We start from the raw sequence: 24,379 nt of genomic DNA, 5'->3' as shown, positions 1-24,379 counted from the left end.
GGATGACCGCGGCGTCATATCCGCCCCGCCCGCAGATGCCACGGCCGTCTGACCAGCCTTTCAGCTTGATCCAGATACCTCAGGGGAGTCGTCAACAGGCGGCAGGGGCAGCGCCGCCTCTCAAGGAATGCTCTTGAGAAGAGCATTCGGGCAGGCGGATCGGTGCTGTAGGCACCGATCCGCACCACCACTGTAGGAATCACGGCCCGGAACGGGCCGCGCAGGTCGCCGAGCCGCGGGCGCGGCGAAACTCCCGCCGGTTTCGGTGGCGGCCTGCTCGCAGGCCGCTCCGGGTCGACGCACGCAAAGCGTGCGGCGAAATCCCCATAAACGACCCCGCAAAGGTCGCCGCGGGGACAGCACCAGGCCACAAGCGCCACCAGTCTGACAAAAAAGTCAGACACCCTGCCCCATGCGCCTCCTCGTATCCTTTGCCGCCCTTTTCCTGTCGATCTTCCTTTTGCAGATCTCGTCGGGCGGTGTTGGGCCGCTTGATGTTCTCTCTGGCACCGTTCTGGGCTTCACGAACAGCCAAATCGGCCTTTTGGGCTCCGCCCATTTCCTAGGCTTCTTCATCGGCTGCTGGTGGGCCCCTCGCCTGATGGGCTCAATCGGCCACTCCCGTGCCTTCGCGGCCTTCACAGCGGCAGGCGCCATTGGACTTCTGGCCCATATGCTGATCCTCGACCCCTATGCCTGGGCGCTGATGCGCGTGGCCTCGGGTCTCTGCGTGGCAGGGTGCTACACAGTGGTCGAGGCCTGGCTGCAATCCAAGGTCACCAACGAGACGCGTGGGCGCGCTATGGGCAGCTACCGGATGGTCGACATGGTGGGCTCGCTCTGCGCGCAGATGATCATCGGCTTTCTGGAACCTGCCCATTACGTCTCCTACAACCTGCTGGCGCTGCTGTGTTGTGCGACGCTGCTGCCTCTGACGCTTTCGCGCGCGACCGAGCCTGTGACGCCAGACGCCCCCCGCCTGCGTCCGGGCATGGCCTGGACCAAGTCTCCGCTCGCCGTGGCGGGCGTCATGGTTGCCGCCGTCTCCTCCGCCTCGTTCCGCATGGTGGGGCCGCTTTATGGCACCGAGGTTGGCCTGCGCGCCGACCAGATCGCTATTTTCCTGTCTGCCTTCGTCCTTGGCGGGGCGCTGGCACAGCTTCCCGCGGGCTGGTTGGCCGATCGCTTTGATCGCCGTTGGGTGCTGATTGGAATGTCGATCGCCGCCCTGCCCGCCTGCGGCTTCACCATCGCGGTCAGCGACATGGGAACCGCAGCCGTCATGGGGGCCGCCTTCTTCTTCGGGCTCATGACATTCCCGATCTACTCGATCTCTGCCGCCCATGCCCATGACTGGGCCGAGGATCACGAGCGGGTGGAGCTGTCTGCCGCGCTGATGTTCTTTTACGCGCTTGGCGCCATTGTCGCGCCGCTTCTGACTTCGAATCTGATTTCGATCTACGGCCCCGGAGCGCTTTTCACCTTCATCGCCGCCGCGCATCTGGGGCTGGTCGTCTTCGGCCTGATCCGTATGCGCCGGCGCGCCAGCGCCACCACCCGCGCGCCCTATGTCTGGGTGCCACGCACCAGCTTCCAGGTCGGGCGTATCTTCCGCCGCAACAACCGCCCCTGACCGACACACGCGCAAGGGTTCTGGTCCTTGCGCCAAGCCTGCGCTAAACGGAACTGCGCAAGGACGACAAAAGGCACTTCGATGGCACGAATCCTCATCACCTCGGCGATCCCCTATATCAACGGGATCAAGCACCTGGGCAATCTCGTGGGCAGCCAGCTGCCTGCTGATCTCTATGCCCGATACCAGCGGGGCCGGGGCAATGAAGTGATGTTCCTGTGTGCCACGGATGAACACGGCACGCCCGCCGAACTGGCCGCCGCCAAGGCAGGCAAGCCTGTGGCGGAGTATTGCGCAGAGATGTGGGCCGTGCAGGCGGAGATTGCCAAGGGTTTCCGCCTCAGCTTCGACCATTTCGGGCGTTCCTCCAGCCCGCAGAACCACAAGCTGACCCAGCATTTCGCAGGCAAGCTCTACGAAGCGGGCCTCATCCGCGAGGTCGATGACCAGCAGATGTATTCCAAGGCCGATGGCCGCTTCCTGCCGGATCGCTACGTGGAGGGCACCTGCCCCAACTGCGGCTTCGACTCGGCGCGCGGCGACCAATGCGACAACTGCACCAAGCAGCTCGACCCCGTTGACCTGATCAACCCGCGCTCCACCATCTCCGGCTCCACCGATCTGGAAATGCGCGCGACCAAGCATCTGTTCCTGCGCCAGTCTCTGCTGAAGGATCAACTGGAAGCGTGGATCGACAGCAAATCCGATTGGCCCGTCCTGACCACCTCGATCGCCAAGAAATGGCTGAACGATGGGGATGGTCTGCAAGACCGGGGCATCACCCGCGATCTCGACTGGGGCATTCCCGTGAAGCGCGGGGAGGAAGACTGGCCCGGCATGGAGGGCAAGGTTTTCTACGTTTGGTTCGACGCGCCGATCGAATACATCGCCTGCGCCGCCGAATGGGCCGAGGCCAATGGCAAGACGGATGCCGATTGGGAACGCTGGTGGCGGACGGACAAGGGCGCGGATGACGTGCGCTATGTCCAGTTCATGGGCAAGGACAATGTGCCCTTCCATACGCTGAGCTTCCCCGCGACCATGATCGGGTCGGGCGAGCCATGGAAGATGGTCGACTACATCAAGTCCTTCAACTACCTGAATTATGATGGCGGCCAGTTCAGCACCTCGCGCGGGCGCGGCGTGTTCATGGATCAGGCGTTGGAGATCCTGCCCGCCGACTACTGGCGCTGGTGGCTTTTGTCGCACGCGCCAGAAAGCTCGGACAGCGAGTTCACCTGGGAAAACTTCCAGCAATCCGTGAACAAGGATCTGGCGGACGTGCTTGGCAATTTCGTCAGCCGAGTCACTAAGTTCTGCCGCTCGAAATTCGGCGAGGTCGTGCCGGAGGGCGGCGACTACGGCGACCAGGAATTTGCCCTTGTGGCCGAGCTGGAAGAAAAGCTCGAAGCCTATGAAGCGTATATGGAAGCGATGGAGGTCCGCAAGGCCGCTGCCGAACTGCGCGCCATCTGGGTCGCGGGCAACGAATATCTGCAAGCCTCCGCACCATGGTCGGCCTTCAAGGAAGATCCCGACCGCGCCGCCGCCATCGTGCGGCTGTCGCTGAACCTGATCCGTCTTTACGCGGTGCTGTCGCAACCCTTTATCCCCGATGCATCCGCGACCATGCTGGAGGCAATGGGGGCAACGGGTGCAGGCTGGCCCGACTCGGTCGGGGACGCGCTGGCAACGCTGGAGGCAGGCCATGCCTTCACCGTACCAGACGTGCTCTTCGCCAAGATCAGCGACGAGGACCGCGAAGGTTGGCAGGAAAAATTTGCAGGCACCCGGAGCTGACCGGGTGCCTCATGCGGGCGTGATGGAATGGTAGACATATCAGACTTAAAATCTGAAGGGCCCTGTGCCCGTGTGGGTTCGAGTCCCACCGCCCGCACCAAAAACTGACACGCCAGCAAAAGACCGGTTCTGTTCTTTCAGCTGGCTGCTTTAGACCCGCACTGGCGCGAATTCTTGTTAAGAAAGTGCTCGTCCCGCACCGCGGGCCATCAATGCGATCACCCCCCCAAAAAAGCGGGGAAGCCCGGGCTGCGGGTTCATGCCGGACATGGCCCCAGAGTTCAGCGGATTTCCTGGAAGAAGCATGGCGAAGAGCACAGGTCAGGCCCGCCAAGACCTCGAATGTTGGCTATCCGAGCATCTCAATCATCTTGTCTCGCATAACGAATTTCTGCGGCTTGCCAGTAATCGTCATGGGTAGCTCATCAACGATCCGGAAATGTCTTGGTATCTTGAAGTGAGCAATTTGCCCTGCCAATGCATCGCGCAGCTCATCTTCTGTCAGCTCCATGCCAGGCTTGGCGATTGCCCAGGCACATACTTCCTCTCCGAATGTCTCATCGGGAATGCCAAAGACCTGAACATCACCGACCTTCGGATGCCGGATCAGGTATTCTTCGATCTCGCGGGGGTAGATATTCTCTCCGCCCCGGATGATCATATCTTTCACACGACCCACGATAGAGCAGAAGCCATCCGCGTCGAACACGGCCAGGTCGCCGGTATGCATCCAGCCATCGACGATGCTTTCGGCCGTCTTCTCCGTGTCCTCCCAATAGCCTTTCATGACCGAATAACCACGTGTGCAGAGCTCTCCCTGCTTTCCGACAGGGACGATTTGCCCATCCTGATCGACGATCTTGACCTCAAGGTGGGGATGAACACGACCGACCGTTTCACAGCGCTTATCGGTTGGATCGTCAACAAAACTCTGGAACGACACTGGCGAGGTTTCCGTCATGCCGTAGCAGATCGTAACCTCCTTCATATTCATTTCCGAATTCACGCGCTGCATGACTTCTACGGGACAGGGGGCTCCGGCCATTATGCCAGTGCGCATACTGGACAGGTCACGCGGGTTTGCAGCGAGGTTTTCAAGCATCGCCACGAACATTGTTGGCACGCCGTAAAGGGCTGTGCATCGCTCTTTGGCGAGCGCATCCAATGTCTGAGCAGCATCAAAACCTTCGCCGGGGAAAACCATTGTCGCCCCTTTACTGGCGGCCCCGAGGACGCCCATCACCATACCGAAACAGTGATATAGCGGGACCGGGATTGCCAGCCGGTCCGTCTCGGACAGGTTAATGCGATCCGTCACATAACGGGCATTGTTGACGATGTTATAGTGGGAAAGCGTGGCCCCTTTCGGCATCCCCGTTGTGCCAGAGGTGAACTGAATGTTGATGGCATCGTCGGGGCCAAGCGTTTTGTCGATCTCCGGCAGGCGAAGAAGCTGGGCCGGCCCGCCGAGCTTCCGGAGGGATGCGAATGAAAATGCACCGGCGCCAGGTTCATCGTCCATGATGATGACGCTGCGCAAATGGGGCAGCTTCGCTGCGCGCAGACGGCCCGGTTCGCTGGTCGAAAGCTCGGGTGCGAGATCGCGGATCATCTTTGCATAGTCCGAGCTTTTGAAAGACTTGGCCGCGATCAGGGCTTTGCAAGCAACCTTGTTCAAGGCGTATTCCAGCTCGCCCACACGGTAGGCTGGGTTGATGTTCACCAGAACCAGCCCGACCCGGGCCGTCGCAAACTGAGTTAGCACCCATTCCAATCTGTTGGGTGACCAGATTCCGACCCGGTCCCCCTTCTCAAGGCCAAGCGCCAACAACCCAGACGCCAGTTCATCGACCGCCCGGTCCAGATCATAATAGCTCATCCGAACGCCCTGTTCATGAAACACGGCGGCTTCCCTTGGGCCAAATCGCGAAACGGCATCCCGCAAGAGCTGGGGGATTGTTATGTAGGCCAGTGGTGGGGTGGAGGGGCCTCGCACATATGACTGACCGTCTTGAGGCATCGTGACATCACCGTTGGTTTCTGTACGTGAATCCCAACCCGATATTCGCATCGCCAGACTTTCGCTCAGGATTGACATGTCGATCCTCCCTTACATGTTGCGCCAGTCGCCCGATTGCTCAAAGGCATCCGCCGCCTGGTAGATCTTCATCTCACCATAATGCGGTCCAACCAGCATCATGCCAATCGGCAGGCCCTCGCTCAGCCCGCAGGGAATGCTCATGGCAGGCAGGCCGCCGTTAAAGGGCGCGGTATTTGGTACCATTTCAAAGGCCCGCTGCACATAGAGGCTAAGCGAGCAGTCAGCAGGCGGGTGCGGTTGCGGCTTAATCGGCAATGTTGGCATCAGCAACAGATCGTATCGTTTTAGCGCGGCCATGTAGCGTTCGTTGCAAAGCCTCATAATGTTCTGGCCTTTGCCGTAGAACCGCCCCCGGTACTGTCGCTGAAAATGCTCACCCACGAACATGCAGGCTTTGAGCGAATGGCTCAGCTCATCCGCACGACCCTGCCATTGGGCCATATGATCGGTCATCGACGGCAGGAAGAGGCCCCGATAGTTGGTGCCGGTCGAATTGCCCCACATCATACCGTCCTGAAGACCTTCGAGCGTGATGGCCGTCCAGGCATCCATAGCGGTGTAGTGTTCAGGGATGGAAACCTCTTCCACTTGCGCGCCAAGTTGTCGAAAGCGGTCCGCAGCTTGCATGACCTTTGCGTCCACGTCGGATTCCGAATTCGGGTGACTGAACCCCTCTTTCAGAACACCGATCCGCATTCCCTGCGCGCCGCGCCCCAAAGCTTCGGTATAGCTGTAGACCGTAGGCTTGTACTGGCGCGGATCGAGGCCATCCTCTCCGGCCAGAACCTCCAAGAGCAGGGCGTTGTCAGCAACGGTGTTCGTGACGGGCCCCAGATGGTCGATGGTCTGTTCGATCGGCATTGCACCGGTGTAGGGAACGAGGCCATGGGTGGGTTTCATCCCATAGACGCCGCAATTTGAAGACGGAATTCGGATCGATCCGCCCTGGTCACCGGCAATTGCCATATCGACCTCGCCCGCGGCCACAAGCGCCGCCGAGCCACCAGAGGAACCGCCTGCCATATACCCGCGTTTCCATGGATTGTGGATCGGCCCCTTGGCATTGGTGTGAGAACCCCCCGACAGGCAAAAGTTTTCGCAATGCGCCTTGCCGGTAATAATCGCGCCGGCATCCAACATGCGGGTCACGATGGTGGCGTCAATCTCGGGCGTGTAGCCTTCCATGATGGAAGAGCCATTCATCATAGGCACGCCCGCCAGACAGATCGTGTCCTTAAGGGCAATTCGCTTTCCGCGCAGTTTTCCATCTGGTGCACCACGCACTTCGGTCTTCACGTACCATGCGTTCAACGGGTTCTCGGTCGGAGTCGGGAAGCGACCGGGGCTGCGCGGATAGCGGACTTCGGGCAAATAATCCGGCATCGCATCCAGACGGTCATAAGCCTGCATATATGGCTCGATGATCTCTCGGTATTCGTTCAGATCCTCATCCGACAGGTTCATCCCAAACCGGCTGGCCATGTCACGCATCTGCGAAAGTGTCGGTCGTTTTACGGTCATGTTTGTCACCACGCTTGCGGCAGCCGGTTCAATCGCCCGGGCTGCCTGGGATCTGATATGTGTCGATGCAGAAGGGTCTGCCCCCGGGCGCATACTGGCCTGTCCACGGGTTGAACGGGCCGCGCCGAAGCTGAGGAATTGATCGATCTTGGCCTGATCGGACAGATCGGCTTTGCTGAGTTCCCCGGTAATGCGGCCCCGTTCCAGGACCAGCACTCGGTCAGAAAGATCCGAAATGAAATCGAAATTCTGTTCGACCAGCAGGATCGTCAGCCCCCTGCTTTCGCGCAAGGAAAGCAGTGTTTCGCCCATCTCCTCGATTATCGAGGGCTGAATGCCTTCGGTTGGTTCATCCAAAAGCAGGAAATCCGGATCGCCCATCAGGCAACGCGCGAGGGCCAGCAATTGCTGTTCGCCACCAGAGAGAGCACCGCCTTCGCGATCAAGCAGCGGGCGTAGACGCGGGAAATCCGAAAGCACGGCGTCCATTACATCGCTTTCGGAAGCACCAGAATATTCATGCCAGGCAAACCGCAGATTGTCGCGTACGCTCAGCTGCGGAAAAATCCCCCGTCCCTGCGGCACATAACCCAACCCCAAACCGGCGCGCTCGAAGGGGGACATGCCGGTGATATCCGTGGAATGAAACCTGATCGTTCCGGATCCAGCGGGCAGAAACCCCATAAGCGTCTTCAGCAAGGTGGTTTTGCCCATGCCGTTATGGCCAAGGATGCCCACGACCTCGTTTTCGCCAACCGCGAACTCAATCCCATGCAGGATCGGTACTTTGCCATACCCGCCCGAGATTGCTTTGACTTCGAGGATATTTGTCACGTCGTCAGTCATCTCAGTTCTTCTTTCCGAGATAGACGTTGCGAACCGTGGGGTCAGACATGACCCGATCTACGTGATCTTCCATCAACACTTTCCCCTGGTGGAAAACCGTCACCATGTCGGCAATTGAGCGAATGAACTGCATGTCGTGTTCGACGATGATGATCGCGGCGGTTTTGTTCAGCTCATGGATGATTGCTGTCATCCGCTCGACGTCTTCGGCGCTCATGCCCGCTGCCGGTTCATCCAGCAGCACCAGCCAGGGGTCTCCGGCAGCAACCAGCCCCAGTTCAACGCGCTGTCGTTCGCCATGGGCCAGCCGGCCAAGATCGTCCCGAGCGATCGAAGCCAGGGCCAGACGCTCGATAATCTCTTGTGTCTTCCGGTTGGCGCCCTTGGGGTCGTGAAACCGCCGTGCGGCAATCCAAATGTTTTCAAATACGCTGAGGCTATCCATGACATTGGGGGTCTGCGTCTTGATCCCGACGCCAAGCGACGCGATTTGATGCGGCATCCAATGCGTGGTTTCCACCCCGCGCATGTAGACCTCGCCCTCGGTCGCGGTTTGCAGACCCGTTACACATTTGAAGAAGGTGGACTTACCGGCCCCGTTTGGACCGATCAGGCAACGCAACTCGCGTGCGCGAAGTTTGAAATGAACGTTGTTGGCCGCAACGACACCGCCAAAGCGCATAGTAAGTCCATGGGTTTCCAGCACAGTTTCAGCCATTGGCCCGCCCCCGGTTTCTCAAGCGACGTTGCTGATGGATGCGCCCCAATGGACGGCGGCCAAAACTGACGGTCCAAAGGCTTGCCAGTGCCGGAACGATGCCCTTTGGCAGGAACAGAACGAACAGCACCAGGATCAGGCCCGTGATCAAGGTGTTGTCGACCACAGTCTGCTGTCCCAACAGGAATTTCAGATAGGCGAGCCCTGCGGCACCAATGATCGGGCCCAAACGCGTTCCCAGACCGCCGACGATGCACCAGATGATGATCTCGGCCGATTGTCCAAGCGAAAACAGGCTAGGAGTAACAATCTCAGCCCAGTTTGCGAACAGCGCCCCGGCCAGCCCGGCAATGGCGGCTCCGACGGAGAACAGGCCTGTCTTCCTGGCCCGCACGTCGTATCCCAGAAGTGACATACGGGTTTCATTTTCACGGATCCCGACCGCGATGCGGCCGAAACTTGATCTCAGCAATGCGGACACCAGGAAGAACACCAATCCCAGAAAGATCGCACATACATAGAAAAAGCTGTCACCCCAGATATAGGCGTCAGGGCGACCGGGGATGTTCAGCGTCTGAAAGCCGGGGATACCGTTGAACCCGCCCAAACGCGCATTCCCAATCACGTATTGCGGTCCTGCTGTAGAGTTGATGAACTTGAACAGAATCAACGTCACAACCAGTGTGATGACCCCAAGATAGACGTCCGTCAGCCGTCCGTAGAACATCATCGCCCCAAGAAGGGCCGCAAACACCGCTGGAACAAGAACGGCCAACAGCATTGGAACCGTGCTTTCGCCAAAATTGATCGCGGCTATGGCATAGGTGTAGGCCCCCAGTCCAAAAAACGCGGCCTGGCCAAAGCACAGAATGCCGCCGAAGCCCCAAATCAGGCCCAAGCTCAATCCAAGCATCCCGTAGACGACCAGAATGCTGAGCGTATAGGTGCTGATCATCAGCGGCATCACCCAGATCAGGAATGCCGTGACGAGGACAATCGTGATCGCGTCTTTTGACAGGCTTCCGGGCATCACAGCTTCCCCTTAAAGAACTTGGTGGTAATGCCCTGTGGCAGCAGGCGAAGAAGGACGACCGCCGCAACCAGCAGCGCGACTTCACCGATCACCGGTGAAATGGCGAAGGTGAAAATCTGGTTCACGACACCGAAGACGGCAGCGCTCGAAAATAGGCCCGCAATCAGGGACGGGCCGCCTGCAATCACGGTGATAAAAGCCTTGGCAATAAAAGCGCCGCCCGATGTCGGCACGAGACCGACCAGCGGCGCAAGTACGGCCCCGGCCAATCCCGAAAGGGCCGAGCCGCAAAAGAAGGTTGCCATGTAGATGCGGTCAGGGCTGTATCCCAAAGCCGCCGCCATATCCGAGCGTTGCATCGTCCCGCGTGCGATCAGACCGGCGCGTGTCGCCTTCAAGATTACAAGCATCGCGATCAACAGCAGGATGGCGACCACGATGATGAAGAAGTTGTAGCCATTGATCTGATAATTCCCGACCGTAAAGCCGGGAATGGGCGTCGAAATCCCGGTTGTTGTGTTGCCGAAGATCATGGTGGCAAGGCCAATGAGGAACAGGCTCAGCCCCCATGTCGCCAGCATCGTATCAACCAGCCGCCCATAAAGATGGCGGATGACCAACCGTTCAACGACCAATCCGATCAGACCGACAACAATCGGTGCAATCACCAGCATTGCCAGAAAGACGTTCACGCCGAGGTTCACAGCGGTGATGGTCGCGTATCCGCCCATCATCATGAATTCGCCATGGGCGAGGTTGATCACTTTCATCATGCCGAAAACGACCGCCAGGCCCGCGCTGATAAGGATCAGCGAGGCGACCGCGTAAAGCATCTCGACAAGAATGACGACGGATAGGTCCATGAGAGAGCGATTCCGTTGGAAAGACAAGGAACCCGACCAAGGGCCTGCGGGACGACACCGTCGCCCCGCCAGAGCCAAGCCAAGATCAGATTTCGATTTCGTACTGCGTGTTGTCGTTCGGATTGGCTTCCAGATCGCACACAGCCTGCGTATCGATCGGCTGGCGCTGTGGCAGCGTTTCAATCACTCTCATCCCCTGGTCCTGGAACTCCATGATGTGAACATCGAGAACCGCGTGATGTGTCCTTGGGTCGACCGTGATCAAACCTGCCGGACCCTCAATCGACAGACCGGATTCCAAAGCGGCAATCAGCGCGTCACGGTCAAGAGACTCCGCTTGACGAACGGCCTCGGCCCAGGTCAGCACGCCCTGATAATTCGACACTGCGATTTCGTGGATCAGGCTGCTGTCGCCATATGCCGCGGCCCAACGATCCTTGAAGGCATTGTTTGCAGGCGTGTCGAGTTCCTGGCTGTAGTTGTAGGCCACCATGATCCCGTTGCCTTCTTCCGGCGTCAGCACCTTGTGTTCGTTGCCGACACCCAATGTGGTCGACGCCAGTGGAATACGGTCCTTCATGCCAGCGGCGGCCCATTGCCGGAAGAATGATAGATGTGCGCCACCAACGAGGGGGGCAATAACCAGATCAGGTGCAGCTGTCTGGATGCTGGCGATGGTCGATCCGAAGTCTGAAACGTCGAGAGGGAAAAAGTCGGTTGCGACAACCTCTCCTCCGTTTTCTTCGACGAAACGTCGAATCCAGCGGGCGGTGATCTGGCCATAATTGTAGTCGGCAGCAAGCACATAGACACGCGGGCCGGATTGGCTCATCGCGTATGGAACAAGCGCCTCAACCTGCTGCGCCGGCGTCACCCCGTTGATAAAGATGTTTCGGTCGCACACGCCGCCTTCATAGAGAACGTTGTAGAAATACAGCGTGTTCGATCTTCTCATCGTCTGACGAATTGCTTCGCGTGAGGCAGAAAGAATGCCGCCATGCACGACGTCGACATTGTCCTGACGCGTGAGTTGCTGAGCATATTGCGAATAAAGCGCCATGTCGGATTGCGTGTCATACGCGACGACTTCGACTTGCCTTCCGAGCAGGCCACCTGCGGCGTTGATTTCATCCACGGCCAAGCGCATCGCCATGTCCATCGGGGTGCCATAGGCATCGAAAATGCCCGAGGTGTCCAAGATCGAGCCAAGCTTGATCGTTTCATCGGCCAGTGCCACGCGGGGCAGCATGGTGGCACCTGCAAGGGTTGCCGTGCTGGCCAGGAAGTTGCGGCGGTTCATTGACATATCGGTTTCCTTCCTAAGTGCTTTCCGGGTTGGGGTAGTCGACGGGTCTGCCGTCACGTCTCGGGTTTCGGTCTGTCTTTGATCCGGTTGGCGTAGTCGGCTGTTCGGCCTGCCAGATTGGCATCGAAATCAAGCCCGATCTCTTCGCCCATCTGCTTCATCGCGGGCAGGCGCACGGCCATTCCGAGGATTTGATCCATGGCCGCGCCAAACGCGCCATCGACGCCCTCGCTGTGGCCACTGCCGCCGCCTGCACCGGTTATCTGGTTGATCCTGATCGAGTCGATCTTTTCCACCGGCTTCATCATTTGAGTCATGATTTCCGGAAGTCGGTCGAGCTTGCGCTCTTCCAAACGCATCCGGATCACTGCATCGCCAAGCGTGTTTTCGGCCTGGTTCAGGGCAATACGGCCCGCGGCCTCGGCCTCCATTCTTGCGCGTTCCGCCTCACTGGCCTTGGTTTTCGCAGCGGCATCTGCCTGGGCTTTTTCAAGCAGCGTTTCGACATCGCGCTTGACCTTGGCCCCTTCCAGATCCAGCGCTTTTGCCTGTTTCAGGCGAGCGATTTCGCCTTCACGCTCTGCGATGGCACGCTCTTTCTGCGCCTGAACGCTTTCCGCAGCCAGGATGACCTTGGCGCGGGCCTGTTCTTCCTCCGCCCGCACCTCGGCTTCCGCAATCCGCTTGCGGGCAATCAGAATATCGTTTTCGATCTTTTCTTCTTCGAGAGCGCGGATCGCCGCCATCTCGGCCTTGCGCAGGGCTTCGTCACTTTCAACCTGCGTCGCCTTTACCCTCTGTTCGTTTTCGATCCGGGTGGTTTCGCTGGCAAGCTTCGCGTCGTTGCGCGCTCTTTCCTCCCGGGATTTCGCGTCTGCTTCCAGCTTGGCCAGGTGTTCCTGCTGCGCGATCTCTGCTTCACGTTCGGCGCGCTGCAATTCAAGCTGCCGTTGATGCTGGGCCAGATGACTTTCGCGGACAGCAACTTCGGCCTCTGTTTCGATACGGACACGCTCTTTGCGTTGATTGGCGACCAGCTCGGCCAACTGGCGCATGCCTTGGGCGTTGAACGCATTGTTCTCGTTCCACTGACCCAGATCGCTTTGATCAACTGCAATCAGCGAGGCCGAAACCAGGGTCAGTCCTAGCTTTTTGGCCTGTGTTTCGATGGCGTCAGCCACATCCCTGGAAAAGTCGGAGCGATCGAGGTGGATCTCTTCGAGCGTCCGCGCTGCTGCTGCGCGTTGAATGGCATCCACCAGCGAGCCCGCAAACACCTCGCCAACGGTGTCACCACCGCGCGCAATCCGTGCCCCCAAGGCTTGCGCCGCTGTTGAAATGCCATCCTCGGTTGGCGCGACGCGAAGTTCAAATTCGAACTGCACATCCGCCCGCATCTTGTCCCGAGTGAGAACGGCGTCACGTCCTTCACGGCTAACTCCGAAGGTCAGCGCCCCCATCGACACTTTCTGAACCTGATGCAGAATGGGAAGACACAAGCAGCCACCGTCGGTTACAACACGCCGCCCCCCGAAACCGGTTCTTACCAGCGCGGAGTCCAACGCAGCTTTTGCGTAGTATCTTTGCAGAAACCAGATCGCGATTAGAGCGACGACTACCAGCAGAACCAGCAGGATAACCCAAGCCAAGGCAATTCTCCCCATTTGATTAATCGCCGGACCTGAGGGCCGCGATCCATGCGTTCGCCAAAGCGTGGGAGAATTTGCTTTCCATTTCAAGTAATAAATTTGAAATGGAAATTATTACCGTCTATATATCTGTTTTATAACACTTTTATAAACTCAAATTTTAGCCCGTCAGCACGTGCCAGATAGATCGGCGCCCGGTCGCTCTTGTCGGAAAACGACAACTTGCGCCCACTTCGATGAATCACCGGCAGAGCGTCTGAAACACTGTGCTCACGCCAAACTTTCGCGTGCCGCTGCATCAATCCGGCCAGAAAATGCACCCCTTCGTAGGTGGACTGCCCCAACGTGTTCAAGACCGGCGCCTGATCCCCATGCACCCGATAATATTTTTCCTTGAAAGCTGCATTTGCGTCCGTGGGCAAACCGCCAAAATAGGATGATGCAGCAAACATTCGTAGGGTGTTTTTCGCCCCGCATCCCAGCAATCCGTTCTCATCCAGGGCACAGGACAAACGAACCATCCGGTCGTGCAATTTAGCTTTGCCAAACGCCCGGTTGAAGGCGACAGCGTCCTGGCCAATCAAAGAGATCAGCACCGCCTCTGCCCCTGATCTGGCGATTTCCTCGACAAAGCGGCTCATGTTTTTCAGGCCAAATGGAAGGTACTTCTCATAGGCCAAGCCAACGGACATCTCCCTCAGCTTGGCCTTCGCATAGTTGTGTGATGTCCGTGGCCAAACATAGTCGTTGCCGATCAAAGCCCAGCTTCGGGGGCGATATTCATTTTGAAGGTGCTGGATCGAAGGACCAAGCTGTTCATCGGGTGTTTCGCCGATTGCGAACAGTCCATCTGTTTTCTCACCACCCTCGTAAAGCGGTGTGTAGATATACGGAATCCGCTGACGGACGATCTTGCTCAGACGTTGCCGGATGGAGCTTATGTGCATCCCGACGATTGCATCGATCGAATCCGTTTCGATCAGATCGTTCACAGTCTCTTCAATCGAGATGCTCGCCTCCATGGCGGCGTCGATCATGATGAGCTGCACCTTGCGGCCATCGATGCCGTTTGCCCGGTTCAGCTCCTCTACTGCCACCTGAGCGCTGGAGATGCAGGACGGGGCCCAAAGGCCCGCAGCACCACACAGAGGAATGAGCAGAGCGATCCGATACGTCCCCTTGCTACGCAGCATTGGATTATCGCGCAGTTCCTCAAGCTCAGTTGGAACACATAGTAACCCGGTCACAGCCGCTCTGCCCTTCCTGACATATCGGGATCGCTACATACCAATTGATTTTACTTTCCAAGTCAAATAAAATTAAACCGTCAACTACAGGTACCCCGATGCAAACGCGCTCAAATTCGATTCAGGACTATCTTTCCTATGCACTTGCCGCGGCACATCGCAAAATGACTGCGTCCCTGAACACGCGACTGAAGCAGCACGGAATCCAGATCGAGGCATGGCGCATCCTTGAAACGTTAGAGGCGGGCCAACGATTGACTATGGGGCAACTGGCCGAGGTCGTCCTGATGAACCCCCCGACGCTGACCAAATTGGTGGATCGGATGGTGTCGGATGGCTTGGTACACCGACAAGTGGCGCAGGCCGACCACCGTCAGATCAATGTGCTTCCCACGGCTCTTGGCAAGAAACGCATGCTGCAAATCCGACAGGAAGTGCAGGAACAGGACGCGGAATACCAATCCCTGCTTGGGAAGGAAGAGGCCGACAAGCTAATCGCGCTGCTGCGCGACGTTGTTCAATAGGCCCGCAGGCTAAAGCCCTGAGCGTACTGCGTGCTCAGCGCATCCGGTGGACATTTTGCCGATCACGACGCCGGACGCCGCGACGACGGCCAGTCGTGCCAGCCGCTCGCGACGCTCGCCTCTAATTGTCCACTATGGCCACCGGCATTCAACGTATGCCCGAATGTACCGGGTTAGTCAGGAATGGCTGATCGCCTCAGCTAACGTTTTCAGACGCCACCACACTGGCGAATGACGTGAAGAACTTGGCGGCGAGTTTCTTGGCGGTGCTCTGGATCAGCCGGCTGCCGAGCTGTGCCAGCTTGCCGCCGATCACGGCCTTGGCGTCATAGCGCAATATGGTTTCGTCCCCATCCGCGGTCAGCATCACGTCCGCACCGCCCTTGGCATGGCCGGCAGCGCCGCCATTGCCCTGCCCCGTCAATGAAAAGGCGTCAGGCGCGCCTTCGGTGTTCAGCTCGACCGTACCGCTGAACTTCGCCTTTACCGGCCCGACCTTAAGTACAACCATGGCCTCAAGTTCGGTGTCGGAATGCTTGATCAGCTCTTCACAACCGGGAATGCACTGTTTCAGCACCTCGGGATCATTCAGCGCAGCGTAGACGACGTCTTTGGGTGCAGCAATTCGGATTTCGTCAGCGAGTTCCATGAGGTCTTTCCTTCTTTCAACAGCAGGGAAATTTGATGGTTGCCAACCGCTCGGCCTGCTCCGGTGTCAGGGCGAAACGCTTGGCGAGTTTTCTAAGCAGCGACATGTGAAGCGGCTCCTTTCACGGGCCGGGACATCCCGTTCTGCGCGCCCGTGATGGGCGGCAGCTTGGTGGCGTTTCTCAAGGCATCAGTCACGGGCATCGCCCCCACGCGGCAGCGATTGTCGGCGGAACTGGGTCAATTCAGCCATGATGGACAGGGCAATCTCTTCCGGTGTCACCGCCCCGATATTCAGACCGGCAGGGGCCGACACCATGCCAATGGCCTCCGGCGTGATCCCGGCCTGTTCCAACTTGGCAGAGAGCGCCGCAAATTTCTTGGCGCTGCCGACGAATGCGATATAGGCCGCCTCCGCCTCAAGGGCGGATTTCAACGCATCCAGATCGCCCTGACCTTGCGTGGCAATCACGGTGGCGCGCAGACGTCTGCCCTTTATCTGTTCCTGAAGCTCACGCGCCACGGCCCAGTGAAACTGGGGGGCAAGCCTTGCCAGTGCCTCCGCTACCGGCGACGCCCCCAATACGGTCAATTCAGGCATTGGCAGACAGGGTTCAATGAAGATGTCCACGGTGCCCCGAGACGGGCACCCGTTCCGGGCATAGGTTACGCCATCCGCTTCCGTTCCCGCAGACACGCCCATTGCGAACAATAGGTCTTCTGGCGCGATTGAGATCAGTTGCGGGGCCCCCGTCTCGATCGCCAGCAGTGTCGCGCGCTTTACCGCGCCCCGTGTGCAACCGCCCCCCAGGAAACCCTGCACGATGGTTCCGTCAGCCTGGATCAACGCCTTTGCACCGGGTTTGGCAGCCGTAGTGCCCGCTGTTCGCACGATCGTGGCGAAGGCAAACGGTTCGTCGCGCGCACGAAGATCTTGGGCGGCATCGGCAAGATCGGAAGACAGGATTTCTGCAGGGGTCATAGGCGGATCAACTCCCGTTCCAATGCGGCGAGATCGTCGAGCGTGCTGGCCGCGGCGAAAAGGTCGAGATGCTGTAGGGCAGCGGCCATGCCACCTGCTACGGGGGCATAGTCCTTCCAACTTTTGAGCGGGTTCAGCCAGATGATCTTACAGCCCCGCTTGCGAAGCTTTGCCAGCGCGGCGTCGATCCGGTCCGGAGGTGAGGTGTCGTAGCCATCCGAGAGGATCAAGACAACCGAATGCCCATCGACAAAACGACGAGCGTATGTCTCAGCAAACTGCATGAGGCAGTCCCCGATTTTCGACCCGCCGCCGAATCCGTCCGCCATAAGCGACATGCGCCCGATGGCGCGCATCGCGTCCTTGTCGCGCAAAGCGTCCGTGATGCGAACAAGGCGCGTGTGGAACAGGTATCCATCCGCGTTCCGATCACCCCGCAAAAGACCCGCAAGGAAGGCCACGAAAACCTGCGCATAGATGCTCATGGATCCGGACACATCGCAAAGAGCGGTGATCTTGAGTTCGCGGTCGGGTCGCTTCCGGCGGATCAGACGGATCGGCTCACCCCCGGTAGCGAGACTGCGCCGGATGGTTTTGCGGAAATGAAGACCGGTGCCCTTTCTTGCAGCGATCCGTCGCCGAGAGCGGCGCTCTCGCAGGGCTGCCCCTAATCGGCGTGCGACGTCCTCAGCGGCGGCGACCTCCTCGGGGCGAACGAGGTCGCGCAGGTCGCGCTTCGACAGGTTCTGCATTTCGGTGGCGATCAGCTTTCCTTCGCCATCGCTTTCAGCCTCGCCATCCCCACCATCGGGAGCAGTGGCTTGCCCTGCGCCCCCCGCGGTCTCTTCTCCTGCTGCGTCCCGCGAAGAATGCACGTTGTCTTCGGCGTTTTGCGGCGTTTGCTTCGGCACCACACGTTGGCGCACACGTCCCATATCCATCCAATAGGATTTGAACAGCTCGTCAAAGCGCAGCGAATCATCCCTGCACCCGGTACAGACCGCTTTCAGCGCGGCGCGGGCTTTGTCTGGGTCAGAAGCATCGACGAGCGTCAGCGCCTCTAGCGCGGTTTGAGTTTCCTGGGAACCCAGACGCAGGCCGTTCTCGCGTAGATGCGCAACGAACCCCGCCATGCGGGCCGCCGGGCCGGGGTCGCGCCCGGCGAATTTGGTCACCCGGCTCACGCGGCCTTCCCTGCCAGACGCTGCGCCACCTCGGTGGTGATCTGAGCCTTGTCAGACTGGGTCTTGAGCAACGTCGCCAGCGTCGCCTGCAAAGCAGCCGGATCACTGGTTAGGTCGGCAATGCCCAACCCCATCAATGCAGCGGCGAAATCCAGCGTCTCGGCGATACCGGGCACCTTTTCCAGCTCTTCCTTTCGCAACGCCTGCACAAAGCCGATCACCTGCTCGGCCAGCCTTTGTTCGATATCGGCGCAGCGGGCATTCAAAATCGCAAGCTCTGTCTCTCGATCCGGGTAATCGACATATGCAAACAGGCAGCGCCGCCGCAGGGCATCCGACAGATCGCGCGTGCCGTTCGAGGTGAGGATCACAATCGGCTTGGTGGTCGCCGTGATGGTCCCAAGCTCCGGCACTGTAATTTGATAGTCGGCCAGGATTTCCAGCAAGAACGCCTCGAACTCTTCATCCGCGCGGTCGATCTCGTCGATCAGCAAAACTGGGCGCACCTCTTGCGTAATTGCCTGTAGCAAAGGCCGTTCAAGCAGGTAGCTGCGGGAAAAGATACGGTCTTCCACCTTCCGGCCAACCTCGCCTGCCTCTGCGGCGGTGCGGATCGCCAATAGCTGGCGCTGGTAGTTCCATTCATAGATGGCCTGCGATGCATCCAGTCCCTCGTAGCATTGCAACCGGATCAGCGTGGTTTCACGCACCGCAGCAAGGACGCGGGCCACCTCGGTTTTGCCGACCCCGGCCGCGCCTTCCAATAACAAAGGGCGTTCCAGGGACAGGGCCAGATGCAGCGCAACGGCCATGTCTTCCGATGCGACATAGCCTTCGCCCGCCAAAGCGGTTTGTAGATCAGTCCAGGTCACAGCTTTCTCCGAAGCATCAGGCAGTGTCACCGCGCCCCCAGTCCAGGGGCGCGGCAGCTTGTCTGTTCTTAGCCGTGCAGGCCCAACTTGTTGGCGGTTTGCCAGATACGCCAATGGTCATGTGGCATATGCGTGTGACGCAGACCAAAGGCCTTGAACGCGTCATTCACAGCGTTGGAGAAGCAGGGCACACCGCCGACATGGGGGCTCTCGCCTACACCCTTGGCGCCGATCGGATGATGCGGGCTTGGGGTGACAGTATGGTCGGTCTCGTAGTTCGGAACCTCCCACGCCGTGGGCAGGAAGAAATCCATGAGCGTCCCGGTCTTGACGTTGCCCATGTCGTCATAGGCAATCTCTTGCCCCAGAGCGACGGCGAGCGCCTCTGTCAGACCACCATGCACCTGCCCCTCGATGATCATCGGGTTGATCCGGGTGCCGCAATCATCCAGCGCGTAGAAGCGGCGGATGTCGGTGACACCGGTATCGACGTCAATGTCCATCACGCAGACATAGGCCCCGAAGGGATAAGTCATGTTGGGCGGATCGTAGTAGCTGACCGCTTCCAGACCCGGCTCGATGCCCGGAATGGCCTGATTATAGGCCGCGAAGGCGATTTCCTTCATGGTCTTGAACTTCTCAGGCGCGCCCTTGACCACGAAGCGATCCACGTCAAACTCGACGTCATCGTCGTGCACCTCCAGCAGATAGGCCGCGATCATCTGCGCCTTGGCGCGGATCTTGCGCCCCGCCATGGCGGTGGCTGCCCCGGCAACCGGGGTCGACCGGGACCCATAGGTGCCCAGACCGTAGGGCGCGGTGTCGGTATCGCCTTCTTCGATGGTGATACTGTCGGCTGGCAGGCCGATCTCGGTCGCGAGGATCTGGGCAAAGGTCGTGGCATGGCCCTGACCCTGGCTGATCGTTCCGAGCCGGGCAATTGCAGACCCCGTCGGGTGAATACGGATTTCACAGCTGTCGAACATGCCAAGCCCGAGGATATCGCAGTTCTTGACAGGGCCGGCACCAACGATCTCGGTGAAGAATGTCAGGCCAATCCCCATAAGAGAGCGCGTTTTGCCAGCCTTGAAGTCCGCCACCCGCTGCGCCTGCTCGGCGCGCAGACCCTTGTAGTCGACGGCTTCAAGCGCCTTGTCCCACGCGGTGTGATAGTCGCCTGAATCGTATTCCCACCCAAGTGCGGATTGATACGGGAACTGTTCCTTTTTGATGAAGTTGATCCGGCGCAATTCAGCCGGGTCCATGTTCAACTCAATCGCCAGAACCTCGATCATCCGCTCGATGAAATAGACCGCCTCCGTCACCCGGAACGAGCAGCGATAGGATACACCGCCCGGAGCTTTGTTGGTGTAGACACCATCGACCGCCAGATAGGCGACAGGGATGTCGTAGGACCCGGTGCAGATGTTCATGAAGCCCGCCGGGAACTTGGTGGGATCGGCACAGGCGTCGAAACCACCGTGATCTGCCGTGGTGTGGCACCACAGGCCGGTGATCTTGCCCTCTTTCGTGGCCGCGATCTTGCCCTTCATCCAGTAGTCGCGGGCGAAGGCCGTGGTCATCAGGTTTTCCATCCGGTCTTCGATCCACTTAACCGGCACACCGGTGACGATCGACGCGACGACGGAACACACATAGCCAGGATAGGCTCCGACCTTGTTGCCGAACCCACCCCCGATATCGGGGCTGACAACGCGGATGTTGTGCTCTTCGATGCCGGAAATCAGGCTGACCACAGTGCGGATCGCGTGCGGGGCCTGGAATGTACCATAGAGCGTCAGCTTGCCGTTGACCTTGTCCATTGAGGCAACGCAACCGCAGGTTTCCAGCGGACATGGATGGGTGCGGTGATAGTAGAACATGTCCTCGGCCACGACTTCTGCATCGCCGATCACCTGTTCAGTTGTTTCCTTGTCGCCCACTTCCCAAGTGAAGATGTGGTTGTGATGTTTGCGTGGCCCGTGCGCGCCGTCGGGCAAGGAGCCGTCCTCGGCCACCAGATCCTCGCGCAGTACCACGTCGGATTTCAGCGCCTCGAATGGATCAACGATTACCGGGAGCTCTTCGTACTCGACTTCGACAAGCTCTACGGCGTCGGCGGCGATGTAGCGGTCCTTGGCAACCACGTAGGCCACTTCCTGCCCCTGGAAAAGCACCTTGCCGTCGGCCAACACCATCTGCTTGTCGCCCGCAAGCGTCGGCATCCAATGCAGCCCGAGCGGGGCCAGATCCTCTGCCGTCAAAACGGCGACAACGCCATCGAGCGCCATCGCAGCCTCGGTGTTGATCGATTTGATGCGAGCATGGGCATAGGGCGAGCGGACGAAGTCGCCAAAGAGCATACCTGGCATCTTGATATCGTCGACATAGTTGCCCTTGCCTTGGGTGAAGCGGGCGTCTTCAACGCGCTTGCGCTTGCAGCCCATGCCGCCCAATGCATCAGTGCGTTCTTCGCGAGTGAGTTCCTTGTTCATTCTGCAGCCTCCTTCGCAGCATTCATCTCGGCAGCTGCGGCGAGAATGGATTTCACGATATTCTGGTAGCCAGTGCAGCGGCACAGATTTCCGGACATGCCAAAGCGAACTTCTTCTTCGGTCGGGTTGGGGTTTTCCTCCAACAGCTTGGACGCGCGGGTGATCATCCCCGGCGTGCAGAACCCACACTGAAGCCCGTGATGTTCCTTGAACGCCTCCTGCAGCACATGCAGGCTATCGGGCGACCCAAGACCTTCGATCGTCGTGACATCCGCGCCATTTGCCTGTGCCACGAACATCGTGCAGGATTTCACCGACTTTCCGTTGATCGTAACGGTGCAGGCGCCGCAATGGGACGTCTCGCAGCCGATATGCGGGCCGGTAATGTTCAGTCTTTCGCGCAGAGTGTGGATCAAAAGCTCGCGTGGCTCGGCCAGAAACTCCTGTTCCTCACCATTCACTGTCAGCTTGATATGCATTTTGTTTGCCATGGTATCGTCCTTTCTCAGGCCCGGTCCCAGGCGCGCGCGATCGCGCGGCGCAGGATCACAGCGGCTGCATGACGTTTGAATTCGATCGGGCCACGGTTGTCTTGCGTCGGGTCAATGTCGCCCAACATGGCATCGACGGCTGCGTTGATGGCTGCGTCATCGACCGATGTCCCGACAAGCGCGCTGCCTGCGGCCTCGGACCAGATCGGTGTGTCGCTCAGATTGGTCATCGCGATTGAGGCAGAGGTGCACGTGCCCCCGTCCTTCGTCAGCAAGACTGCCGCCGCTGCGGTTGCGTAATCCCCTATCTTGCGCTTCTGCTTTTCGTAGGCATAGCCACCTGACGGTGCATCAAACGACGCTGCCACCAGAACCTCATCGTCTTCACGCGCAGTCATGTAGGCTGCCTCGTAGAAGTCCCGCGCTTTCACTTCGCGCTCGCCATCCGGGCCAACCAAAACGAAAGTCGCATCGAGGCACTGCATCAGGCCCGGCATGTCGTTGCCCGGATCGCCGTTTGCAACATTACCCCCAACAGTTCCCATGTAACGCACCTGAGGATCTGCAATCTGCAAAGACGCCTCGCGCATGATCGGCGCGGCAGCGGCAAGCGCCGCGTCGTCAATGATTTCCGCCTGAGTGGTCATTGCCCCGATGCGCACCCGCCCATCAGAGATGCTGATCCCTGCCAATCCATCGACATCTTGAAGGTCGATCAGATGTGGCACATCAGCCATGCGCAGTTTCATCATCGGAATCAGACTATGGCCGCCCGCCAGCACGCGCGCGTCATCGCCATGTTCCTTCAGAACGGCAAGAACACCCGCCATGTCCGATGGCCGGTGGTAATCAAAGGCCGCTGGAATCATTGCCTCTCCTCCCTAAGCAAAGTTCTCATTGCCGAGGAGACTGAACAGGGGAGGAGTCAAAGGCGTTCAAAAACGCTTCATTCTCGCATCATTTGCACGAAATGCGCCGTTTCCCGCACGAATTGCGCTGCCGTTCATCCGAAGGCTGACTTTGCGTCCCTGAGATGAGATCGGCTTACAGGGACAGGCGGCAGTTTACCCTCTCCGAAGGTCAGGCGCCCCTTGTCCTTGCTACGCTCGAATGTGGCGACCATCGCCGGATTCACAAGATAGCTGCGATGAACCTTCACATAACCCGCCGGTAAAAGACGTGTTGTCGCCTCTGTTATCGGCCAGACGCAGAAATAGCGGTCAGTCATCGTGTAGACCTGGCTGTAGTGTCCATCGGCCCGCACAAAGGCAACATCACTCGCCGGGATGAAGACCTTGGCGCCGTCCCGCTCACAAGGGATGTTGACCAAACGCGTGGCCTGCGGGGCGTCGAGGGAGGTCGGCTTGAGCTCTACCAGTGGCTCTGCCGGTGCTGGCACGAGGTAGATCGTTCCGGCCCACAGGAAGCCTCCAAAAATGACGAAGCTGGACAAGATGACACCAAGTGCCATCGTCTCGTTCCTGATCAGCGGACCAAGCTCATTGGTTTCCGGCAGAGCTACGAAATTCGTGCCTGCCATCGCAAGGAAATGAACCGCAACGACCGCACAGCCAAAGCAGAGCGTCCCTATGGCAATGTTGCGGGTGCTTCGCGCGCGATACGCAACACCGAAGGCAAGAACGCAAAGTGCGATTGCCAGAACAGACGAGCTGATGACTCCAAGCGGAGTGTAAACAGGCCGACACAACTGCATCCCTGCCATGCCGACATAATGCATGGCCAGAACACCAAACCCGACGATTGCGCCAGCCACGACGATGATTGCATTGCTGCGTCGCGTGAAATGCAGCAGCACCAATGCCAGAGCGACCATGAGAATAGCGATCAAGGCCGAAACAAGGGTTATTGCAGCATCGTAGTAGAACAGGATCGGCAGCCGCAGCCCGAGCATCGCCAAAAAATGCATGGACCATATACCGCCCCCAAGCGCGACAGAGGCCAACGCAACGGCAAGTTTCTTCTGCGTGACAGTCTTCTGGGACAGATCCTTAGTCAGCGTCAGCCCTGCGGCGCCCGCGACAAGCGCAACGACGAAGGACATGGCGACCAGCCAAGGATTATATTCGACTGTAAGAAACTCCATGAAGCCAACTATTAGGCAATGCAAACGCTCATGGAAAGATCGCTTGGATATCAAGACGGAAAGTCGCCCGAGCCTAAGACCGGTGTTTTGACCAGCACTAACCGCGATCCGACACAAGAGGCCGTTCAGATGACGGCCTGTCTCATCCCCGACCAGCGGCTCGATGTCACTGTCATATGAAGCCTGGAGGTTGGTGTCCCAACGTCTGAAATCCGGTTGAAGGGGATAGCCCCGCCCTTGTTTGCTTCCGCATTTTTTCCACGCCTGTGGCGCAAATGCGAACAACCACCCTTGGGCGGTTTATAAGTCTTTGATATCTTGTGGTTTTATTTTGGTTGCGGGGGTAGGATTTGAACCTACGA

Annotated in this window: 20 protein-coding genes and 1 tRNA gene; 5 read left to right on the top strand and 16 right to left on the bottom strand. The window is 58.8% G+C overall.

The genetic code is table 11. The annotated features are described in order from the left end of the window. The first annotated feature begins 412 nt into the window (after positions 1-412). The 3 genes from ACROHD_RS19040 (at position 413) to ACROHD_RS19030 (ending at position 3,533) form a co-directional block, all read left to right on the top strand. A complete protein-coding gene (locus ACROHD_RS19040) occupies positions 413-1,633 on the top strand; it encodes an MFS transporter (RefSeq protein WP_432679996.1) in 1,221 nt (406 codons plus the stop codon). Positions 1,634-1,714: 81 nt separating this feature from the next. Continuing rightward, positions 1,715-3,433 carry a methionine--tRNA ligase gene (gene metG, locus ACROHD_RS19035; RefSeq protein ID WP_432679995.1) on the top strand — a complete coding sequence of 573 codons (1,719 nt, stop codon included), beginning with the start codon at positions 1,715-1,717 and terminating at the stop codon, positions 3,431-3,433. Positions 3,434-3,446: 13 nt separating this feature from the next. Beyond that, positions 3,447-3,533: transfer RNA gene (locus ACROHD_RS19030), tRNA-Leu, on the top strand. Between the two features lie 249 nt (positions 3,534-3,782). On the opposite strand, the gene ACROHD_RS19025 is transcribed toward ACROHD_RS19030, so the two are convergent. The 8 genes from ACROHD_RS19025 to ACROHD_RS18990 all read right to left on the bottom strand — a co-directional run bounded on the left by ACROHD_RS19025 (position 3,783) and on the right by ACROHD_RS18990 (position 14,663). After that, the gene (locus ACROHD_RS19025; protein ID WP_432679994.1) at positions 3,783-5,531 is read right to left on the bottom strand and encodes an AMP-binding protein; all 1,749 of its coding nucleotides are present in this window, start codon (positions 5,529-5,531) and stop codon (positions 3,783-3,785) included. 12 nt (positions 5,532-5,543) lie between these two features. Further along, on the bottom strand, positions 5,544-7,901 hold the full coding sequence (locus ACROHD_RS19020; protein WP_432679993.1) for an amidase: 2,358 nt from the start codon (positions 7,899-7,901) through the stop codon (positions 5,544-5,546). A 1-nt stretch (position 7,902) separates the two neighbouring features. After that, a complete protein-coding gene (locus ACROHD_RS19015; RefSeq protein WP_432679992.1) occupies positions 7,903-8,619 on the bottom strand; it encodes an ABC transporter ATP-binding protein in 717 nt (238 codons plus the stop codon). Next, a complete protein-coding gene (locus tag ACROHD_RS19010) occupies positions 8,612-9,649 on the bottom strand; it encodes a branched-chain amino acid ABC transporter permease (protein WP_432679991.1) in 1,038 nt (345 codons plus the stop codon). The genes ACROHD_RS19015 and ACROHD_RS19010 overlap by 8 nt, the downstream gene beginning before the upstream one ends. Then, complete coding sequence (locus ACROHD_RS19005) at positions 9,649-10,515, bottom strand: branched-chain amino acid ABC transporter permease (RefSeq protein ID WP_432679990.1); 867 nt, start codon at positions 10,513-10,515, stop codon at positions 9,649-9,651. The genes ACROHD_RS19010 and ACROHD_RS19005 overlap by 1 nt, the downstream gene beginning before the upstream one ends. 85 nt (positions 10,516-10,600) lie before the next feature. Next, entirely contained in the window at positions 10,601-11,821 is a 1,221-nt protein-coding gene (locus ACROHD_RS19000; RefSeq protein ID WP_432679989.1) for an urea ABC transporter substrate-binding protein, read from the bottom strand. A gap of 53 nt (positions 11,822-11,874) precedes the next feature. Further along, entirely contained in the window at positions 11,875-13,470 is a 1,596-nt protein-coding gene (locus ACROHD_RS18995) for a flotillin family protein (protein ID WP_432679988.1), read from the bottom strand. Between the two features lie 134 nt (positions 13,471-13,604). Further along, positions 13,605-14,663 (bottom strand): substrate-binding domain-containing protein, encoded by a 1,059-nt coding sequence (locus ACROHD_RS18990; RefSeq protein ID WP_432679987.1) that lies wholly within the window; start codon positions 14,661-14,663, stop codon positions 13,605-13,607. A gap of 218 nt (positions 14,664-14,881) precedes the next feature. Here ACROHD_RS18990 and ACROHD_RS18985 point away from each other — a divergent pair, with 218 nt between their 5' ends. Continuing rightward, positions 14,882-15,241 carry a MarR family winged helix-turn-helix transcriptional regulator gene (locus ACROHD_RS18985; RefSeq protein WP_432679986.1) on the top strand — a complete coding sequence of 120 codons (360 nt, stop codon included), beginning with the start codon at positions 14,882-14,884 and terminating at the stop codon, positions 15,239-15,241. 196 nt (positions 15,242-15,437) lie between these two features. On the opposite strand, the gene ACROHD_RS18980 is transcribed toward ACROHD_RS18985, so the two are convergent. From ACROHD_RS18980 to ACROHD_RS18945, 8 genes are all read right to left on the bottom strand, one after another. Continuing rightward, positions 15,438-15,890, bottom strand: a complete 453-nt coding sequence (locus ACROHD_RS18980; protein ID WP_432679985.1) for an SRPBCC family protein — start codon at positions 15,888-15,890, stop codon at positions 15,438-15,440. A gap of 189 nt (positions 15,891-16,079) precedes the next feature. Then, positions 16,080-16,871: an XdhC family protein gene (locus ACROHD_RS18975; protein WP_432679984.1), complete on the bottom strand. Its 792-nt coding sequence runs from the start codon at positions 16,869-16,871 to the stop codon at positions 16,080-16,082. Further along, positions 16,868-18,055 carry a vWA domain-containing protein gene (locus tag ACROHD_RS18970; RefSeq protein WP_432679983.1) on the bottom strand — a complete coding sequence of 396 codons (1,188 nt, stop codon included), beginning with the start codon at positions 18,053-18,055 and terminating at the stop codon, positions 16,868-16,870. Before ACROHD_RS18970 ends, ACROHD_RS18975 begins: the two co-directional genes overlap by 4 nt. Then, positions 18,052-18,927: an AAA family ATPase gene (locus ACROHD_RS18965; protein ID WP_432679982.1), complete on the bottom strand. Its 876-nt coding sequence runs from the start codon at positions 18,925-18,927 to the stop codon at positions 18,052-18,054. Before ACROHD_RS18965 ends, ACROHD_RS18970 begins: the two co-directional genes overlap by 4 nt. Before the next feature lie 68 nt (positions 18,928-18,995). Next, the gene (locus ACROHD_RS18960; RefSeq protein ID WP_432679981.1) at positions 18,996-21,422 is read right to left on the bottom strand and encodes an aerobic carbon-monoxide dehydrogenase large subunit; all 2,427 of its coding nucleotides are present in this window, start codon (positions 21,420-21,422) and stop codon (positions 18,996-18,998) included. Beyond that, positions 21,419-21,913 carry a (2Fe-2S)-binding protein gene (locus ACROHD_RS18955; RefSeq protein ID WP_432679980.1) on the bottom strand — a complete coding sequence of 165 codons (495 nt, stop codon included), beginning with the start codon at positions 21,911-21,913 and terminating at the stop codon, positions 21,419-21,421. The genes ACROHD_RS18960 and ACROHD_RS18955 overlap by 4 nt, the downstream gene beginning before the upstream one ends. Positions 21,914-21,927: 14 nt before the next feature. Continuing rightward, positions 21,928-22,782, bottom strand: coding sequence for an FAD binding domain-containing protein (locus tag ACROHD_RS18950; RefSeq protein ID WP_432679979.1), 855 nt, complete (start codon positions 22,780-22,782; stop codon positions 21,928-21,930). Between the two features lie 134 nt (positions 22,783-22,916). Next, positions 22,917-24,017 carry an MHYT domain-containing protein gene (locus ACROHD_RS18945; protein WP_432679978.1) on the bottom strand — a complete coding sequence of 367 codons (1,101 nt, stop codon included), beginning with the start codon at positions 24,015-24,017 and terminating at the stop codon, positions 22,917-22,919. 30 nt (positions 24,018-24,047) lie between these two features. Between ACROHD_RS18945 and ACROHD_RS18940 the strand changes: the two genes are divergently transcribed. Continuing rightward, positions 24,048-24,197, top strand: a complete 150-nt coding sequence (locus ACROHD_RS18940) for a hypothetical protein (RefSeq protein ID WP_432679977.1) — start codon at positions 24,048-24,050, stop codon at positions 24,195-24,197. The last annotated feature ends 182 nt before the right edge of the window (positions 24,198-24,379 follow it).

This window comes from Nioella aestuarii (assembly GCF_050896395.1).
Taxonomy (GTDB): Bacteria; Pseudomonadota; Alphaproteobacteria; order Rhodobacterales; family Rhodobacteraceae; genus Nioella; species Nioella aestuarii.
The sequence above is the reverse complement of the archived record's forward strand: the minus strand, read 5'-3'. Positions and strand labels throughout refer to the sequence as shown.

Bases quoted from the DNA above. Each gene is read 5' to 3' on its own strand.
- ACROHD_RS18975 (WP_432679984.1), bottom strand. From the start codon at position 16,871: ATGACCCCTGCAGAAATCCTGTCTTCCGATCTTGCCGATGCCGCCCAA.
- ACROHD_RS19040 (WP_432679996.1), top strand. From the start codon at position 413: ATGCGCCTCCTCGTATCCTTTGCCGCCCTTTTCCTGTCGATCTTCCTT.
- ACROHD_RS18985 (WP_432679986.1), top strand. From the start codon at position 14,882: ATGACTGCGTCCCTGAACACGCGACTGAAGCAGCACGGAATCCAGATC.
- ACROHD_RS18960 (WP_432679981.1), bottom strand. From the start codon at position 21,422: ATGAACAAGGAACTCACTCGCGAAGAACGCACTGATGCATTGGGCGGC.
- ACROHD_RS18945 (WP_432679978.1), bottom strand. From the start codon at position 24,017: ATGGAGTTTCTTACAGTCGAATATAATCCTTGGCTGGTCGCCATGTCC.
- ACROHD_RS19010 (WP_432679991.1), bottom strand. From the start codon at position 9,649: ATGCCCGGAAGCCTGTCAAAAGACGCGATCACGATTGTCCTCGTCACG.
- ACROHD_RS19000 (WP_432679989.1), bottom strand. From the start codon at position 11,821: ATGTCAATGAACCGCCGCAACTTCCTGGCCAGCACGGCAACCCTTGCA.
- ACROHD_RS19015 (WP_432679992.1), bottom strand. From the start codon at position 8,619: ATGGCTGAAACTGTGCTGGAAACCCATGGACTTACTATGCGCTTTGGC.
- ACROHD_RS19025 (WP_432679994.1), bottom strand. From the start codon at position 5,531: ATGTCAATCCTGAGCGAAAGTCTGGCGATGCGAATATCGGGTTGGGAT.
- ACROHD_RS19005 (WP_432679990.1), bottom strand. From the start codon at position 10,515: ATGGACCTATCCGTCGTCATTCTTGTCGAGATGCTTTACGCGGTCGCC.
- ACROHD_RS18955 (WP_432679980.1), bottom strand. From the start codon at position 21,913: ATGGCAAACAAAATGCATATCAAGCTGACAGTGAATGGTGAGGAACAG.
- metG (WP_432679995.1), top strand. From the start codon at position 1,715: ATGGCACGAATCCTCATCACCTCGGCGATCCCCTATATCAACGGGATC.
- ACROHD_RS18940 (WP_432679977.1), top strand. From the start codon at position 24,048: ATGGAAAGATCGCTTGGATATCAAGACGGAAAGTCGCCCGAGCCTAAG.
- ACROHD_RS18990 (WP_432679987.1), bottom strand. From the start codon at position 14,663: ATGCTGCGTAGCAAGGGGACGTATCGGATCGCTCTGCTCATTCCTCTG.
- ACROHD_RS18950 (WP_432679979.1), bottom strand. From the start codon at position 22,782: ATGATTCCAGCGGCCTTTGATTACCACCGGCCATCGGACATGGCGGGT.
- ACROHD_RS18980 (WP_432679985.1), bottom strand. From the start codon at position 15,890: ATGGAACTCGCTGACGAAATCCGAATTGCTGCACCCAAAGACGTCGTC.
- ACROHD_RS19020 (WP_432679993.1), bottom strand. From the start codon at position 7,901: ATGACTGACGACGTGACAAATATCCTCGAAGTCAAAGCAATCTCGGGC.